General features: G+C 65.2%; 18 protein-coding genes. 10 read left to right on the top strand and 8 right to left on the bottom strand.

The window, feature by feature from the left end:
* Positions 1–35: 35 nt before the first annotated feature.
* Positions 36–542 carry a redoxin domain-containing protein gene (locus tag CV102_RS04965; protein WP_148856789.1) on the bottom strand — a complete coding sequence of 169 codons (507 nt, stop codon included), beginning with the start codon at positions 540–542 and terminating at the stop codon, positions 36–38.
* Positions 542–871, bottom strand: a complete 330-nt coding sequence (locus tag CV102_RS04960) for a glutathione S-transferase N-terminal domain-containing protein (RefSeq protein ID WP_148856788.1) — start codon at positions 869–871, stop codon at positions 542–544. The genes CV102_RS04965 and CV102_RS04960 overlap by 1 nt, the downstream gene beginning before the upstream one ends.
* Before the next feature lie 100 nt (positions 872–971).
* Here CV102_RS04960 and CV102_RS04955 point away from each other — a divergent pair, with 100 nt between their 5' ends.
* Positions 972–2,354 carry a hemolysin family protein gene (locus CV102_RS04955; RefSeq protein ID WP_148856787.1) on the top strand — a complete coding sequence of 461 codons (1,383 nt, stop codon included), beginning with the start codon at positions 972–974 and terminating at the stop codon, positions 2,352–2,354.
* Between the two features lie 17 nt (positions 2,355–2,371).
* Here CV102_RS04955 and CV102_RS04950 read toward each other — a convergent pair whose 3' ends face one another.
* Positions 2,372–3,076 (bottom strand): hypothetical protein, encoded by a 705-nt coding sequence (locus CV102_RS04950; protein WP_148856786.1) that lies wholly within the window; start codon positions 3,074–3,076, stop codon positions 2,372–2,374.
* Between the two features lie 52 nt (positions 3,077–3,128).
* Positions 3,129–4,325 carry an inorganic phosphate transporter gene (locus CV102_RS04945; protein WP_148856785.1) on the bottom strand — a complete coding sequence of 399 codons (1,197 nt, stop codon included), beginning with the start codon at positions 4,323–4,325 and terminating at the stop codon, positions 3,129–3,131.
* A 129-nt stretch (positions 4,326–4,454) separates the two neighbouring features.
* Between CV102_RS04945 and CV102_RS04940 the strand changes: the two genes are divergently transcribed.
* The 4 genes from CV102_RS04940 to CV102_RS04925 are packed head-to-tail and all read left to right on the top strand — an operon-like array spanning position 4,455 to position 7,977.
* Positions 4,455–5,285: a transporter substrate-binding domain-containing protein gene (locus tag CV102_RS04940; protein WP_148856784.1), complete on the top strand. Its 831-nt coding sequence runs from the start codon at positions 4,455–4,457 to the stop codon at positions 5,283–5,285.
* A gap of 11 nt (positions 5,286–5,296) precedes the next feature.
* Positions 5,297–6,130 (top strand): amino acid ABC transporter permease, encoded by an 834-nt coding sequence (locus tag CV102_RS04935; RefSeq protein ID WP_148856783.1) that lies wholly within the window; start codon positions 5,297–5,299, stop codon positions 6,128–6,130.
* A complete protein-coding gene (locus tag CV102_RS04930) occupies positions 6,127–6,942 on the top strand; it encodes an amino acid ABC transporter ATP-binding protein (protein WP_148856782.1) in 816 nt (271 codons plus the stop codon). The genes CV102_RS04935 and CV102_RS04930 overlap by 4 nt, the downstream gene beginning before the upstream one ends.
* Before the next feature lie 30 nt (positions 6,943–6,972).
* Positions 6,973–7,977 carry an amino acid ABC transporter permease gene (locus CV102_RS04925; protein ID WP_148856781.1) on the top strand — a complete coding sequence of 335 codons (1,005 nt, stop codon included), beginning with the start codon at positions 6,973–6,975 and terminating at the stop codon, positions 7,975–7,977.
* A 36-nt stretch (positions 7,978–8,013) separates the two neighbouring features.
* Here CV102_RS04925 and CV102_RS04920 read toward each other — a convergent pair whose 3' ends face one another.
* Positions 8,014–8,730 carry a DUF5828 family protein gene (locus CV102_RS04920; RefSeq protein WP_148856780.1) on the bottom strand — a complete coding sequence of 239 codons (717 nt, stop codon included), beginning with the start codon at positions 8,728–8,730 and terminating at the stop codon, positions 8,014–8,016.
* A 156-nt stretch (positions 8,731–8,886) separates the two neighbouring features.
* Between CV102_RS04920 and upp the strand changes: the two genes are divergently transcribed.
* From upp to CV102_RS04900, 4 genes are all read left to right on the top strand, one after another.
* Entirely contained in the window at positions 8,887–9,564 is a 678-nt protein-coding gene (upp, locus tag CV102_RS04915; protein WP_148856779.1) for a uracil phosphoribosyltransferase, read from the top strand.
* Between the two features lie 125 nt (positions 9,565–9,689).
* On the top strand, positions 9,690–10,010 hold the full coding sequence (locus tag CV102_RS04910; protein ID WP_148856778.1) for a hypothetical protein: 321 nt from the start codon (positions 9,690–9,692) through the stop codon (positions 10,008–10,010).
* Positions 10,011–10,120: 110 nt separating this feature from the next.
* Positions 10,121–10,435, top strand: a complete 315-nt coding sequence (locus CV102_RS04905) for a hypothetical protein (protein ID WP_394349477.1) — start codon at positions 10,121–10,123, stop codon at positions 10,433–10,435.
* Between the two features lie 214 nt (positions 10,436–10,649).
* Positions 10,650–12,494, top strand: coding sequence for a carbon starvation CstA family protein (locus CV102_RS04900; protein WP_148856777.1), 1,845 nt, complete (start codon positions 10,650–10,652; stop codon positions 12,492–12,494).
* Positions 12,495–12,512: 18 nt separating this feature from the next.
* On the opposite strand, the gene CV102_RS04895 is transcribed toward CV102_RS04900, so the two are convergent.
* The gene (locus CV102_RS04895; protein WP_233710633.1) at positions 12,513–13,211 is read right to left on the bottom strand and encodes a hypothetical protein; all 699 of its coding nucleotides are present in this window, start codon (positions 13,209–13,211) and stop codon (positions 12,513–12,515) included.
* Between the two features lie 106 nt (positions 13,212–13,317).
* Between CV102_RS04895 and CV102_RS04890 the strand changes: the two genes are divergently transcribed.
* Positions 13,318–13,548 carry a hypothetical protein gene (locus CV102_RS04890; protein ID WP_148856776.1) on the top strand — a complete coding sequence of 77 codons (231 nt, stop codon included), beginning with the start codon at positions 13,318–13,320 and terminating at the stop codon, positions 13,546–13,548.
* 108 nt (positions 13,549–13,656) lie between these two features.
* Here the strand turns inward: CV102_RS04890 and CV102_RS04885 are convergent, their stop codons facing one another.
* Together CV102_RS04885 and CV102_RS04880 are read right to left on the bottom strand one after the other, a co-directional pair.
* Positions 13,657–13,851: a YgaP family membrane protein gene (locus tag CV102_RS04885; protein WP_148856775.1), complete on the bottom strand. Its 195-nt coding sequence runs from the start codon at positions 13,849–13,851 to the stop codon at positions 13,657–13,659.
* Between the two features lie 123 nt (positions 13,852–13,974).
* Positions 13,975–16,089 (bottom strand): S9 family peptidase, encoded by a 2,115-nt coding sequence (locus CV102_RS04880; protein WP_148856774.1) that lies wholly within the window; start codon positions 16,087–16,089, stop codon positions 13,975–13,977.
* Positions 16,090–16,095 lie beyond the last annotated feature (6 nt).

Below are 16,095 nucleotides of genomic sequence, written 5' to 3'. Positions count from 1 at the left end.
AACTGTCGGCCCGGAGTCGGCAAAAACGCACCGCGTTACGCGAGTCCGAATTGCTCCTCGAGCGCGTCGTAGTCGGGAAAGTCGGGCCACTCGCTGGCGACCCAGACGGCGTCGACGGTCAGATCGGCGTCGACGGCGACGAACGCGGGCCGGGGCTCGCTGATGCCCGCCATTCCGTCGAGGTCGTGGGCGAGGCCGTAGGACTCGGCCACGTCGTTTGCGGGGTCCGCGAAGATTTCGAAGGGGAGGTCGTTGTCGTCGAGGAACGTCGAGACAGCGTACGGCGTCGAGGCCGTGACCCCGACGACGCGCTCCTCGCGATCGTCCCAGCCGCGTTCGGCCAGTTCGTCCCAGACGTACTTCCCGACGAACGAGCCGATCATCGGCGTGAAGACGAGGATCGTTCGGCCGTCGACGAGGTCGGCGAGCGTGCGGTCCTCCCAGAACTCGTCGGTGACCAGCGGCCGCGTGAAGTCGGGTGCCTCCTCGCCCGACTCGACGTGGTCGGTCGGCTCGAGTTCGACGACGTCGAACTCGGGCATCAGTCGTCCCCTCCGGTCTCGGCCGCGGCTTCGGCGGCCGCTGGCTCGCTCGCCGGTCCGTCGCCGTAGGTCGACTCGAGGTAGTCGACGATGTTCGCGCTCTCGGCCATCGTCACGCCGGTCCGTTCGTCGACGATCACCGGGACGGTCCGGACGCCGGCGACGCGCTTGACGACGTCGCGTCGAGAGTGAAGCGGTTCGACGAACCGCGAGCGATAGTCGCGATCCTGGTCCTCGAGGACGCGGGCGACGCGCTCGCAGTACGGACACGCCTGGAGCCGGTAGAACGTGATCGCCTGCACTCCGTCGTGGCTGGTGGCCTCGGACATGTGCACTCGTTGGGGAAACGAGCGGGTAAGCGTGTCGTCGCCGGCGAGGGGCACAAGAATGGTAAACGGTTAACCGATCCGGTGTTAAGTCAGTACATCAATGGCGTTGTCTCCGCTGCTCGAGGTCGTGCTCGCCGCCTACGAGGTCCCGTTTCTGGGGCTCGAGATCGACGAGTCGACCGTATCAATTCTGGGCGTCCTCGCCGTCGCCGTCCTCATCGCGCTTTCGGGATTCTTCTCTTCTTCCGAGATCGCGATGTTCAACCTTCCGAAACACCGCCTCGAGGGGATGGTGGAGGAGGGTATCGAGGGTGCCGAGCTGGTAAAAGCCCTCAAGGACGACCCACACCGGCTGCTCGTAACGATTCTGGTCGGCAACAACATCGTCAACATCGCGATGTCCTCGATCGCAACGGCCGTGCTCTCGCTCCACTTCGGCGGCCTGCTCGGCGTCATCCTCGCGACGTTCGGGATCACCGCGATCGTCCTCCTGTTCGGTGAGAGCGTGCCGAAGTCCTACGCGGTCGAGAACACGGAGTCGTGGTCGATCCGGATCTCGAAACCGCTGAAGGCCACCGAGTACCTGCTGTATCCGCTGATCGTCCTCTTCGATTACCTCACGCGGCAGGTGAACAAGCTCACCGGCTCGACGGGGGCGATCGAGTCGCCCTACGTCACCCGTGACGAGATCCAGGAGATGATCGAGTCCGGCGAGCGCGAGGGTGTCCTGGAGGAGGAAGAACACGAGATGCTCACCCGGATCTTCCGATTCAACAAGACGATCGTCAAGGAGGTGATGACGCCGCGACTGGACATGACGGCGGTGCCGAAAGACGCCAGCATCGACGAGGCGATCGAGACCTGTATCCAGAGCGGACACGCCAGAGTGCCGGTCTACGAGGGCAGCCTCGACAACGTCCAGGGCGTCGTCCACATCCGTGACCTCGTGCGCGACCTCAACTACGGCGAAGCCGAGACGGAGGACCTGGAACTCGCTGACCTGATCCAGCCGACGCTGCACGTGCCGGAGTCGAAGAACGTCGACGAACTGCTCACCGAGATGCGCGAAAACCGGATGCACATGGCGCTCGTCATCGACGAGTTCGGGACGACCGAGGGGCTGGTGACGATGGAGGACATGGTCGAGGAGATCATCGGCGAGATCCTCGAGGGCGGCGAGGAACAGCCGATCGAGGAGATCGACGAGAACACCGTCCTCGTCCGCGGCGAGGTCAACATCGAGGACGTCAACGAGTCTCTCGATATCGACCTTCCGGAGGGCGAGGAGTTCGAGACCATCGCCGGCTTCATCTTCAACCGGGCCGGCCGCCTGGTCGAGGAGGGAGAGGAGATCACCTACGACGGCGTCCGTATCACGGTCGAAGACGTCGAGAACACCCGGATCATGATGGCGCGACTGCGAAAGCTCGAACAAGCCGACGAGGGCGAAGAAGTGAGCGAACTCGAGGAGACCGACGCCTGAGTTGTGGTTCCTGCTGTTCAGTGGCTACTGGCCTCGACGGCCGCCGTGATCTCGCGAGCGACGTGGGGCGGAACGACGATTCTTCGCGGTCCCTTGACGTACTGGCCGTCAGGCTGTGCGTACCCGAGTTTGACGATCGCCGCATCGCCGAGTTTCCGGACAGAGACCTCCTCGATCACGTCGAGATCGATCGACTGGTCCGGATCGTAGAGGTAGATAACTCGGTCCTCGGGATCGAACGCGCCGACGGAGCGGAGAAACGATGCGAGGACGAGCGCGACGAGTGCGAGCGGGATCGTCAGTGCCGCCAGACCGGTAAACGGACCGGCACCGACGCCACCCAGCAGCTCGTTCTGGGAGACGAACCGTCCGGTTATCATCAACGCGGCGATGAGGAGTCCCATCGTGATCGCGCCCAGAGCCGCATCCGCCAGCCGGTCGACGCTGGCTGGTGTGGAGACCGGCAGCCGCTCGGTGAGTCGCTCGAGGTGCTGTTCGGCGCTGTCGGAGACGGCGACCGCCACGGTCGTGACGATGAGAGCGGCCAGGGCGGCGACCAGGAACGACCGGCCGCCGGTCTGTCCGGCCAGATCGAACAGTCGCCAGAAGACGATGATGGAGATCGCGGCGAAGAAGGTCCCGACGCCGAGTGACCACAGGATGCGCACGGTTCGAGAGGTGTCGGCATCCCGTCGCCAGTGGATCGGTTCGGTCTCGTCCATACCCGACTCTCGCCACCGATCGTGTAAAGACCGTTCGATGTTTTCCGACCGGTCAGAAGAGGAGGGCGTCGATAGCGATGAAGCCACCGAACGAGACGACGATCGAACCGGCGAGCGAGAGCACCCACGCGAGCACCGTGTATCCCATCTTGCGCGCGCTGACGCCGCCGCCGGCGCCGGTCGCGGCGTACCCGCTGCCGATGATCGAACTGACGATAATCTCGTTGAACGAGACCGGAATGCCGAACAGCACCGCCGTCTGGGCGATGATGAACGAAGGGATGAGCGCGGCGATCGACCGTCGCGGGCCGAGCGAGGAGTAGTCCTGTGCGATCGCCTTGATCATCCGCGGAGCGCCGGTCCAGGAGCCGATCAGGAGTCCGAACCCACCCCCGACGAGCAGCGCGATCAGCGGCAACCCGACGTCGCCCGACAGCGGGATCAGCGGCCCGATCGCCAGTCCGACCTGGCTCCCGCCGGCCGAGAACGCGACGAGACCCCCGAGCAGGAGCAGGAAGTGCCGTTCGCCGCGTTCGGTTCCGTTCCGGAGATCGAATCCGACGACGAGCGCCCAGATGGCCGCGATGAACGCCGACATGACGGCGACCCCGACCAGCTCCGGACCGGGGATCCAGCGACTCGAGGCCTGTGCGATCGACGCACCGCCAGCGCCGGGCGAACCGAGCACGGCGAACTCGATGTTGGCGACGATCAGGCCGACGAGCGCCGCTAGCGCGACGATGAGGTACTCCTCGGCGACCGGTTCGGACCGCAGCGTTCGAGCGATCCCGTAGGCGAGGCCGCCGCCGACGAACGGCGTCAGGATCCACAGCGTGGCGATCTCGATGTACTTGGGCCAGGCCGGATCGCCACCCATGGCGAGACCGACGCCGATGACGGCCCCGGTGACGGTAAACGCCGTCGCGATCGGATACCCCGCGAAGACGCCGATCGCGACGAGGCCGGCCGCGATCACCAGCGCGATCGTCGCAGCCATCGGCGACAGCGTCACGCCGCCGCCGATCAGCTCCGTACCGACGGCTTCCGAGACGTTCGCTCCCTGTAACACCGCGCCGGCGAAGCCGAGGATACCGACGAAGAAGCCGGCACGCATCACCGAGATCGCGTTGGCCCCGACCGCCGGTGCGAACGGCGTCGAGCCACTCGAGCCCGCGCCGATTGCCCAGGCCATAAACAGACTGGCGGTTGCGGCGACCAGAAACGTCGCAATCGTCACGATCTCGACCATCTATCGGGTGTTAATCGAAGCCCGTACAAGTGTGTGCCGACCTGTAACCGTGTGTGTGAGGTGTACGCGCTGTGCGTTCCGAAATAGACGGGTCTTAAGTACCCTGGATTCACTACCGTTTACGTAATTATGGGTTACCAGAAGCGGACGCTCGACAGGCGGGGTTACTTGCAGTGGACCGGTGCGGCTGGAGTCGCCGCGACAGCGGGCCTGGCGGGCTGTCTCGAGGACGCCGAAAACGGCGACGACGATTCGAGCGCCGATGACGACGCGGGTGCCGGCGACGAGGACGACAACGTGATCGTCCCCGGTACGGCGCCGGGCTTCGAGCCGTTCCAGATGAACGTCGACGGCGAACTCGTCGGTTTCGACATCGATCTGCTCGAGGCGGTCGTCGCCGAGACCGACTACGAACTCGGCGACTGGGAGGAACTCGAGTTCGACTCGCTACAGCCCGCCCTCGAGAACGGGAACATCGACGTCATCGCCGCGGCGATGACGATCACCGAGGAGCGCCAGGAGTCGATCGCCTTCTCGGAGCCGTACTACAGCGCCGACCAGTCGGTTCTCGTCCAGACGGGCGGCGACGTCCAGGCCGAGGAACTCGAGGATCTCGAGGGACTGGAGGTCGGCGCGCAGTCGGGGACGACCGGGGAGGGCATCGTCGACGAGGAACTGGGCGACGCCGTCGACTACACGTCGTACGACAACTACGTCCTCGCCGTCGAGGAACTGGAGCGGGGGACGCTCGACGCGATCGTCATCGACGAACCGGTCGGCGACTCCTTCGCGGGCGACCGAGACGTCGAAGTGGCCTTCACCTTCGAGACCGGCGAGGAGTACGGCTTCGCCATCCGGCAGGGCGAGGAGGAGATTCAGGACGCGCTCAGCGAGGGGATCGAGGCGGTCGAGGAGTCCGGCGAGTACGACGAGATTACCCAGGAGTGGTTCGGGGAGTAGTCTGACCGGCTATGGATTCCGTTGTACCGGTAACCGAGCTGTTAACTGCGATTTTGGCCGAGCAACTGCTGTTCGTCGGCGAGGAAACGGTCGGCCACTACTTCGGGGAGGACTGGGAGTTCGTCTACCGGAACCGGGAGTACCTGCTGTGGGGAACGGTGATTACGATCGTCCTCACGCTGACCAGCATTCTGGTGGGCTTTCTCGCGGGCTTCCCGGCCGGCGCGATCGAAGCGTACGGAAGCGGCTACTCGCAAGCGTTCGTCCGCAAGTTCGGCGTCCTGTTACGGGGGACCCCGATCCTCGTCATCATGATCTTCACGTACTTTGTGTTGCCCATCGAGATCGTCCTCGGCGCGGCCGAGTTCGCGCTCCGGTCGATCGAGTTCCTCCTCGGACCGACGCCGTTTACCGTGCCGACCGACGTCCCGGAGGCCTTCCTCGCAGCGACGATCGCGCTCGGGCTTCGGAGCGCGGCCTACCAGTCCCAGATCTTCCGGGGTGCGCTCGGAAGCATCGACGAGGGACAGATGGAGGCCGCTCGCTCGATCGGAATGAGCCGTCTCGAGACGATCCGACACGTGATGGTCCCCCAGGCGCTGCGCCGCAGCGTTCCTGGCTTCCAGAACGAGTTTACGATCGTCCTGAAGGACACTTCGATCGCCTTCGCGATCGGGCTCGGTGAGCTGCTCAAGCGCAGCCACGACCTCTTTACGCAGCAGACGACGGCCGTGCTCGAGGTCATCCTCTTCATCAGCCTGCTCTACTTCGTGTTGACGTTCGGAACTAACCGAACGCTCGACTACGTGAGCAATCGCTTCGCAATTCCAGGTGAATCGTCGTGAGCGACAATCGAACCGAGACGACCGAACGCACTGACCGGGAGCGCAGCGCCGATTCGTCGGCGAGCGCAACCGAAACGGACCCCCTGTTACGGATCGAGGACGTCTGGAAGTCCTACGGCGACGAGGAGGTGCTTCGCGGCATCGACCTCGAGGTCGACCGCGGTGACGTCGAGGTGCTCGTCGGTCCGAGCGGGAGCGGCAAGTCGACGATGCTGCGGTGTATCAACCGCCTGACCGAGGTCGACAGCGGGCACATCTACCTGGACGACCTGGACGTGACCGCCGCGGACACGAACCCGGACGCCGTTCGCCAGCAGATCGGGATGGTGTTCCAGGACATCAACCTGTTCGCCCACCTCACCGCGCGCAAGAACGTTACGCTCGGGCTTCGAAAGGTGCGCGGGTTCAGCAAGGAGCAAGCCCGCCAGCGCGCCGACAGCGAACTCGAGCGCGTCGGGCTTGCCGACCAGGCCGACTCCTACCCGGCGCAGCTGTCGGGCGGGCAGAAACAGCGCGTCGGGATCGCCCGCGCGCTGGCGATGGATCCCGAGGTGATGCTGTTCGACGAGCCGACGAGTGCGCTCGACCCCGAACTCAGCAACGAGGTGCTCGAAGTGATGCAGGGGCTGGTCGCCGAGGGGATGACGATGGTCGTCGTCACCCACGAGATGCGCTTCGCCCGCGGCGGCGCCAGTCGGATCACCTTCCTTGCAGAGGGCGAAATCGTCGAGCGCGGTCCACCGGAACAGCTGTTCGAGAACCCGACGCACGAGCGCACGGCCCAGTTCTTCGAGAGTATCCGCCATGACTAGCGGAACCGACGTGGAGGGCAACGAGCGAGTATGAGCGTGACCGATGCGCTGGGTATCGACGCCAGTTGGCTCCGCGAGTCGACCGACGACCTCGGACAGGGGCTGGCGGTGATCGCCGGCGTCGCCTTCTGGGGGTGGCTCCTCACGCGCTGGCTCTACGACTGGACGCTCGGCCGCTGGGGAATCGGCCCCGGGGCGGGCGAGAACTTCCTCTCGTCGGCGCCGTTCGAACGGATCGCCGACGCGCTCGAGGGCTCCGTCGCCGCTCTGGGTCCGATCAGGATACCGGTCGGCTGGCTCGGTTCCCTCGCCGACGGCGCCGCGCTGGCGATCGACATCGCGCCCGCGCTGGCGACCGGCGCGTGGTACACCATCGTGCTGACAGCGGTCAGCATCGCGATCGGTTTCTGCATCGCAGTCCCGGTAGCCGTGCTGCGGGTGTACGGCGGCCCGTTCCGGTGGCTCGCGCTGTCCTACACCGAACTGATCCGCGGGACGCCGCTGCTGGCGCAGCTGTTCGTCCTCTACTACGGACTGCCGCTCGCGGTCTGGCTTAACGACGTCGACGTCGTTGGCCGCGGGTTCGTCCCCGAGTACGCGTTCTGGATCGCTATCATCGGCTTCACGATCAACGGCTCGGCCTACCAGGCGGAGTACATCCGCGGCGCGCTCGAGAGCGTCGACGAGGGGCAGCTGACCGCCGCTCGCGCCGTCGGCCTCTCGAAGATCGAGGGAATCCGCCACGTCGTGCTCCCGCAGACGCTCCGGTACGCGATTCCGGCCTGGACGAACGAACTCGTCTACCTGATCAAGTACTCCTCGCTGGCCGGCTTCATCACCGTGCCCGAACTCTACTACCGGGCTAGCCGGATCGCGTCCTCGACGTTCGAGTACACGCCGATCTTCACGCTGCTGGCGCTCGTCTATCTCGGACTGGTGCTTTCGGCCACGAACCTGATGACCCACGTCGAACGTCGCGTGGCCGTCCCCGGGATCGGTCAGGTCGAGGGTCGACAGCAGGGGACGGGCGACTGAACGCCGCCGGGCGTTCGACACGCCTTTTTTCGTGTATCAGTTCGTCGTCGACTTCGAGTTGTCCTCGGGCTCCGGCGGCGGTTCGACGCCCTCGATCGCTTCGGCGGCCTCGGTGTCCTTCTCGACCTCGACGTGCCAGCGATCGATCTCGTCCTCGTACTCAGTGAGACGTTCGGAGACGCTGTCTTTGAGCACGTCGTCGTTGACGTTGACCTCGAAAATGAACTGCTCGCCCTCGCCGCGGGTCGACTGCTGGATGTTCGCGCTGATGAGTTCGTTGTCGAAGTAGTACGGCGCGAGCTGGGTCATCACGTTCTGGTAGACCGTGTCCTCGACGCGGCGCAGCGCCTTGCGGCTCGCAGAGTCGGCCGCTCGCGCGACGTAGTCGATCGACTCCTTCCAGTTGTCGACCGCGGCGTCGGCGTCGTCCCTCTCGAGTCGCTCGTACGACTCCGAGAGCTTTTCGCCGGCGGTCTTCAGGTCCTCGTCGGGCTCCTTGCCGGCTTGCTCGCCCTTTCCTTCCTCGACGCTCGCCTGGTCGGAGGTTTTCTCACTGACGTCCGCGTCGAGCGTCTCGTGGGCCTTGGGTCGCCACTCGTCCCACTCCTCGAATGCGCGGGCGAAGCGGGCGCCGTAGTCGTGGTCGGGATCGTGCACACCGGCGCTCCGCAGCGCGCGCGTGATGCGTTCGCCGTGTTCGACGACGTCGCCCCAATCACCGCGTACCTTGAATCCCGAAATGCTCTCTTCCATTCGGCTGGGCGACTGCTATGAGATGGACGCCTATAAACTTCGCCGCTGCGTGGCAACAGCACTGTTATGCCACCCGGTCACACGCGAATAAGGCCACCACGCAGTGCTCGAGACGGACCGACACCGTGAAATTCCCGGCGCGTGCGCATTCGAGTAATGACGATCGAAGATCGGGAGGACGCGTACCTCGTCACGCACGCGCTCGCGAAACACACGCTCTCACAGCTCCGAGACGTCGAAACCGAGCAGGTCAGCTTCCGGAAGGGACTGGTCAAACTCGGCCGCATCTGTGGCTACGAGATCATCGACGGTCGGATGGAGACCGAGTACGTCGAGATCGAGACGCCCCTCGAGGCGACGATGGGCGAGCAGGTCAGGGGACTCGACGATATCGTGATCATCAACGTCCTGCGCGCGGCGACGCCGTTCGTCGAGGGGCTGCTGAAGGCGTTCCCGCGCGCCCGCCAGGGCGTCATCAGCGCGAGCCGTGACGAGGAGGCTGGCCGGGACGAGGACGGCTCGTTCCCGATCACGGTCGACTACGTCAAACTGCCCGAGATCCACGAGGAGGACACGGTGATCATCGCCGACCCGATGCTCGCGACCGGGAGCACGATATGTACCGTCCTCGAACACGTCGTCGAGAACTCGCCCGACCCGGAGAACCTGATCGTGCTCTCCGCGGTCTCCGCGCCGGAGGGGCTGCTCCGGGTGGACGAGGCGTTCCCCGAAGCAGACCTGTTGACGGTGTCAATCGACGACCGCCTCGACGACGACGGCTTCATCGTGCCCGGTCTCGGCGACGCGGGCGACCGGGCGTTCCGGACGACGTAGTCGGCAGACCGGCACGGCCCCGGTATCTTTGCCGCTTCGGCACGTGAGGGCCGAACGAACCACAATGGGTCGAATCGCTATCGCCGTCGAGTGCTCGCCCGATCCGGGACGCGGCTCGTAGCGCCGTGCGGTTGCGAAACCGGGACGGGACGCCGATCGATCCGGTTCCGTTTTTCGTCGTCGTCTGTATCGCGTTCCTGGTGAGCTACGCCTGGGTCCCGATCTACCTCGGCGGACTCGGCGTCTCGATCGCTGCTGCACTCGTCGTCGCCTCGGTGACGTTTTTCCTGGCGACCGTCGCGGCCTACCACCAGCTCGTCTGGACGAGCGATCCGGACCGTCTGGAACGGATTCCCGTCGAGCGTCGCTTGCAGCGGCTGTTTTACGCGGTCCTGATCGGCGTCGCGCTGCTGGGGCTGCTCGTGATCCTCGCGTCGATCCTCTAGCGATCCCGACGGACAACACCCTTATTCGACGCAGAGTGGTAACAGACACCATGGATCTGGCAACGCGGATCGACGCGTACCGCCAGCGCGTACTGGCGTTCGTTCGCCGCATGTACGAAGGGCCGATACTGGGGGCCGCCTCGCTGCTCGTCGATCGCGAGGTCGCGGACACGTGGATCCGGGGGCTGTATCACGGGATGGTCTCGCATCCGACCTACGAGATCATCGAGGCCGAGGCCGAGGACCTCGAGGACGCCTTCTTGCTGGCGTGTTTCCCCGACGCGTTCGGCGTTCCGAGCCCGGTCTCGTACTACACTGCTGAACTCCTGCCGTACATAGAAGACGAGTACGAGGCCTGGCAGCGCCGAACGTGGGATCGCTGGTCGCTGGTCGAACGCAAGGGCGAGCAGTTCCACCCGGTTTGATCTGCGGATTTCGGCGGCGAAGCCGACGCAGAGCGCTCGTCACTCGAAGGTCCAGTATAGTCCGCGTCCGTCTTCGACTGCCGTGCTCGGGTAAGAATCACCCGGATTGATTCAAAAACCACGACCGACGAGTGCCGAAGCATATAATTTCCACATTCTCAACTAAATAATTTATTGTATCTGACCTCGTGCGTGTGATAGGGGTAGACATACCATGCAAGTCATCTGGATGGTGCTGTTCATACTGGTGGCGTTCACGATCGGGTACATCGGCTACTCGAGATATCTCACGTCGTTGACCGAGCTCGACGACGATCGGGAGACGCCAGCGCACAAGTATAGGGACGGTCAGGAGTACGTTCCCTCGGAGAAGCCCGTCCTGCTCGGGCACCACTACTCCTCGATCGCCGGGGGTGGACCGATCGCCGGCCCGATCACGGCCGTCGCGGCCTTCGGCTGGCTCCCCGCACTGTTGTGGATCGCGATCGGGAACCCGATCTTCGGCGCGGTCCACGACTTCATGGCGCTGGTCTCGAGCGCCCGCCACGAGGGGAAGTCGATCGGCTACATCATCGGCGAGTACGTCGGCGAGCAGGGGAAGAACATGCTGCTGTGGTTCGCGTTCCTGCTGGTCATCCTGGTGATCGCCGCGTTCATCTTCCTGGTGGCGACGGTGTTCAACGCCTACCCGGCGGCGGCGACGGCGAGCATGATCTACATCGGGCTGGCGCTGCTGTTCGGGGTTTACCTGTATCAGCTCCAGTTGCCGTTCTGGCCCGGCGCGATCGCGTTCACCGCGGGCGTGTTCGCGGGCGTCTGGGTCGGTCTCCAGTACCCGATCGCGATGGCCGACACCGGACTGCTCCCGGAGGGGACGATCGTGCTCCTCGGCGACGCCGCGGCCTGGGAGTGGCTCCCGCTGGCTGCCGAGACGAACCCGAACGCCGCGCTGTGGGCGATCGTGGTCATGCTCTACTGTTTCGCCGCCGCGGTGTTGCCGGTGTGGGTGTTGCTCCAGCCGCGTGACTTCCTCACGTCGACGCTCCTGTACGTCGGGATCGGCGCGATGTTGCTCGGGGCGATCGTCGGGAGCATCATCGGCTTCGAATCAGTCGAGATCTCGATCGCGGCCGCCGGGATCGAGTCGGTGCAGGTCGACCGGCTGGTCGCCGAGGTGCCGGCGTACACCGGGTTCGTCCACCCGGAACTGGGCTGGCTGTTCCCCTTCCTGTTCGTGACTATCGCCTGTGGCGCCATCAGCGGCTTCCACTCGCTGGTCTCGTCGGGGACGACGGCGAAACAACTCGACAAGGAGTCCGACGCGCGACTCATCGGTTACGGCGGCATGCTCGGCGAGGGACTGCTCGCCGTAACCGCGATCCTCGCAGTGGTGATCATCGCCGCCACGACCGAAGGGCTCATGGAGGCGATCGCGACGTTCCCGGCGGGCGGGGGCGCGCTCATCTCCGCGCTGGGGATCAGCGCCATGGTCGGCGTGATCTTCGTCGCCCTCGTCTTCGTCAGCTTCCTGCTGACCAGCACCGACACGGCGGCCCGGCTGGGACGGTACATGATCGAGGAACTCGTCGGGACGCCCGAGTCGACGACGCAGGAACTCGCGGCGAACCGGTACGTCAACTCCGCGGTCTGTGCGTTCGGCGGCTACCTGCTCGTCGCCTCCGGGACGTGGGGCGACATCTGGCCGCTGTTCGGCGGCGCGAACCAGTTGCTAGCGTCGCTCGCGCTGCTCGTCGCGACTGTCTGGCTCGCCAACGTGGACGACTCGAAGCAGTTGCTCACGACCGGTGCACCGATGGTGTTCATGGTCAGCGTCACCGTCATCGCGCTGGCCGTGATCGGTCTCTGGCGGAACCCGCAGGCGATCCTCGCGGATCCGACGCTCACCTACGCCAACGTCGCCCGGGCGCTCCAGAGCATCATTGCGGTCGTCCTCCTCGTGCTCGCAGTTGCCTTGCTGTACCTGGGCTTGCACAATATTCGCGACGCACGTGCCGGACTCGGAACCGACGCCATCACTCCGGGTTCGGACGACGACTGAGAGCCGTCTCTCCGCTTTTTAACGGGTGATCCAGTCGAGAAATCGCCCTAGCCTGCCGGGTTCGCTGTGCTCGATCGGCTGCCAGGTCCGGAACGCCTCCGCGACGCCGGCGGAATCGCTCGAGACCAGTTGCTTGCGGTCGGGCGCGACGACGACCAGGTTGATCTCGTAGTGGCCGTAGTAGCCGAACTTGAGGAGCGTTCGGTTCCGATACTGTTCGACGAACTCGCCGACGTCGTTGGGAATTTCCCGCGCCACGACGACGAACGTGAAGTCGGTGCTGAAGTGGCGTTCGTCGGCGTCGATCCAGTCGTCGGCGATCGTCTCGCCCAGGGACTCGAGCGCCTTGAGCGTCTCGACGCGCGGCCGTGGCTCCCGGCGGACGAACAGGTACTCGTTCGAGTGATGCCGGGCGAACCGGACCGTGGGGTGGAAGGCGTGGCGCTCGGTTTCGATCCGGAGATTCCCGTAGAGGTCGAACGACTCGCCGGCGACGCGGAACTCCCGTTCGAGGTCGTAGTGACTCCACAGTCGTCGCGCGACGGCGTCGAGATAGTCGTCGTCCCAGCGCGGGACGTCCGGCGGTCGGGCGACGCGTTCCGTCACAGCAACGGCCGTCTCGCCGTTTCGATCGAGTCCCTCGATGTCGTCCTCGAGTCGCGGTTCACCGATCGCATCCGGGTTTTGCGCGTCGGTTGGGTGTCGATCCTCGCTCATGGCCGGTGTCGATCGAACGATCGTATGACCTTCGGTACCATATATCTGTCCGGTGTGGGACCGAGTGACACAAGATATAACGCGGTCGCGGCCATACTGTCGACCGATGACCGATTCCGACGACCGCGCGGAAGCCTGCGGACGCTGTTCGATGACTACCGTCCTCGACGCGACCGAGGACGCGCGAAGCGACCGCGACATCATCGACGGCGACCGCATCGAACTCGAGGACGCGGAACTCCGCCGCGTCTCGCCACACGTCGTCCTCCTGGGCCGATTCAAAACGTGGCTCGACGACGTCGGGAGTCGCCTCGCCTACGGCTCCCGGTCGGAGTAAGCGGTACCGGCCGTCGCTGCGCGCCGGGTAGCCGAACGGCTGCGAGTGCGTCGTTTTTCGCGGTCACCGATTCATCGTGAGGCGATCGATTCGTCGACGCCGAGAGCGTTACTGGCAGGTGTCGATCCCCAGGAGTGCGTTTGCGGGACAGCGCTGGATGATCGCCGTCGCGGTGATGTCGCTCCCGGCGACGAACGCCAGGGTCCCGGCCGTCTTTTTGCGGTTCTGGTAGCCAACGATCAACAGGGCGACGCCGAGTACGACTCGCAGCACGCGGTCGAAGCCGCCAACGTTTCGATCCATACCGAGTCGTACGACTGTCGGTCCCGTAGGTCTGTTCCCTGAACCCCTTCGTTTCCGGTCGAACCACGACTCAGTCGGGCGGTTTCGATCGTCGATCTCGAGTCGAAACGCTCCTTGTCAGCGTTACTCGTCCGTGCTGTTTTCGCTCGCTCCGGCCGAGAGGTCGGCGTCTCGCTCACGCTCGAGTGCGGGCGCGGACTCGTGGTAGTCGGAGTAGCCGTCGAACCAGCGGGCGATCCGCTCGAGGCGGTCGACGACGTGACCGGGTTCGCCGCTGCGGGAGAGTTCGTGCCCCTCACGGGGGTATCGGACGAGTCGGGTGTCGACACCGTGTTTCTGCAGGCCGAGGTAGAACAGTTCGGCGGTGTTCGCGGGCGTCCGGTAGTCCCGGTCGGAGTGCATCACGAGCGTCGGCGTCTCGACGTTCGGCACGTGGGCGACGGGCGAGCGCTCCCAGAGGAACTCGGGTTCCTCCCACGGCGTCGTCCCGAAGTCGCCCTCGACGAGCTTGAACGCGTCCGTCGAGCCGTAGAATCCGGTGAGATCGTAGACGCCGCGCTGGGAGACGGCGGCTTCGAAGCGGTCGGTCTGCGTGACCGTCCACGCGGTCATGAAGCCGCCGAAGCTGCCGCCAGTGACGAATAGTTCCTCGGAGTCGACGTAGTCGCGCTCGCAGACTGTATCGACACCCGCGAGCACGTCGGTTAGGGTGACGTCGCCCCAGTCGCGCTCGATGGCGCTCGCGTGGGCCTCGCCGTAGCCCGTCGAACCGCGGGGGTTCGACCAGAAGACGACGTACCCCCGCGCGGCGAGCGTCTGGAACTCGTGCCACATCGTCCCCGCGGTCGTCCACTGAGAGTGAGGCCCGCCGTGAATCTCGACGACCAGCGGGTACGTTTCGTCGGGGTCGAAATCCGGCGGTGTGAGGATCCAGCCCTGAATATCGTTTCCGTCGCTCTCGAACCACACCTCTTCGGGCTGTGAAACCGCCCGATCCGTGAGGTACGTGTCGTTGATACGAGTCAGCCGCGTCGTTTCGTTCCCGCCACGGGTCGTGACGAAGACGTCGCCCGGATGGTCCCACTCGCTCTGGGCGTAGGCGACGACGTCGGAACCGACCGAGAACGCCTCGACGGTGACGTCGTCGCCGTAAATTTTGGTGGGGTCGTCGCTCCCGTCTCCAGGAACCGACCAGAGCACTCGTGAGCCCTCGTTGGGTGTGGTGAAGTAGAGCCGTTCGCCGTCGGGCTCCCACTCGAAGGTCGATTTGTGACTGATCGTTCGGTCGAGCGATTCGGTGGGCGTCGTTTCGGTCCCGCCGTCGCGGTCGTGAACCCGAAGTTCGGTCTGGCCCAGCGTCAGCTTCTCTTCGGGCGTGTACTCGAACGCGACCCGTCCGTCTTCGGTCGCGTCGAGTCCGCTGATCCAGCCCGTCGTCTGCGTGAAGGCCTCGGCCTCGCCGTTCTCGCGGTTCGTTTCACTGTCCGAGACGCGTCGCGCCTCGCTCAGATCGTGCTCGAACAGGTCGTACGTGATCGAGTCGTCGGGCTGCTCGCCCGTCTTGGCGGCGTAGTAGACCGTCTCGCCGTCGCCCCACGTCGGCTCGACGTAGTCGGTATCTCCATCCGTCAGTCGAGTAATAGCGCCGCCCGCACTGTCGTCTTCCTCCGTGGGATCGACGTCCCCCTCGAGTGCCGCTTCGACGTCGAGCACGTAGACGTGGCTCCGCCGGCCGTCGACGTACTCCGTCCCGGCGCGGTAGATCATTCGGTCGATCACCCGCGGGTCCGGCGTCTCCGGTTCGTACTCCGCGTCGACCGCGCGGTCGCGTCCCTCCTCGCGGTCGGATTCGCTCACCCGCTGGGTGAAGAGCAGTTGGGAGCCGTCGGGACTCCACTCGAGGCCGCTGACGCCGCCGACGACGCTGGTGACCCGCCGCGCCTCGCCGCCGGTCGTCGGGAGGATCCATAGCTGCTGTCGGTCGCCCTCGCCGCGCGTGCTGGTGAACGCGAGCCGGGTACCGTCGGGACTCCATCGGGGTTCGCCGTCGACGCCGTCGGCGGCGGTGAACTGTCTGGGTTCGCCGCCACCGACGGGGACGACGTAGATCGTCGCCTCGTTCGTCTCGTCGTCTTCGGGTGTTCGTCGCACGAACGCGACCCGCTCACCGCTCGGTGAGGGCTGCGGATCCGCGACGTGAACCACGTCGTAGTAATCGCCTGCTTCGATTCGGTTCATGCCAAC

This window comes from Natronococcus pandeyae (assembly GCF_008122205.1).
Taxonomy (GTDB): Archaea; Halobacteriota; Halobacteria; order Halobacteriales; family Natrialbaceae; genus Natronococcus; species Natronococcus pandeyae.
Note: the sequence above shows the minus strand (reverse complement) of the source record. Positions and strands in the feature narration are given on the sequence as shown.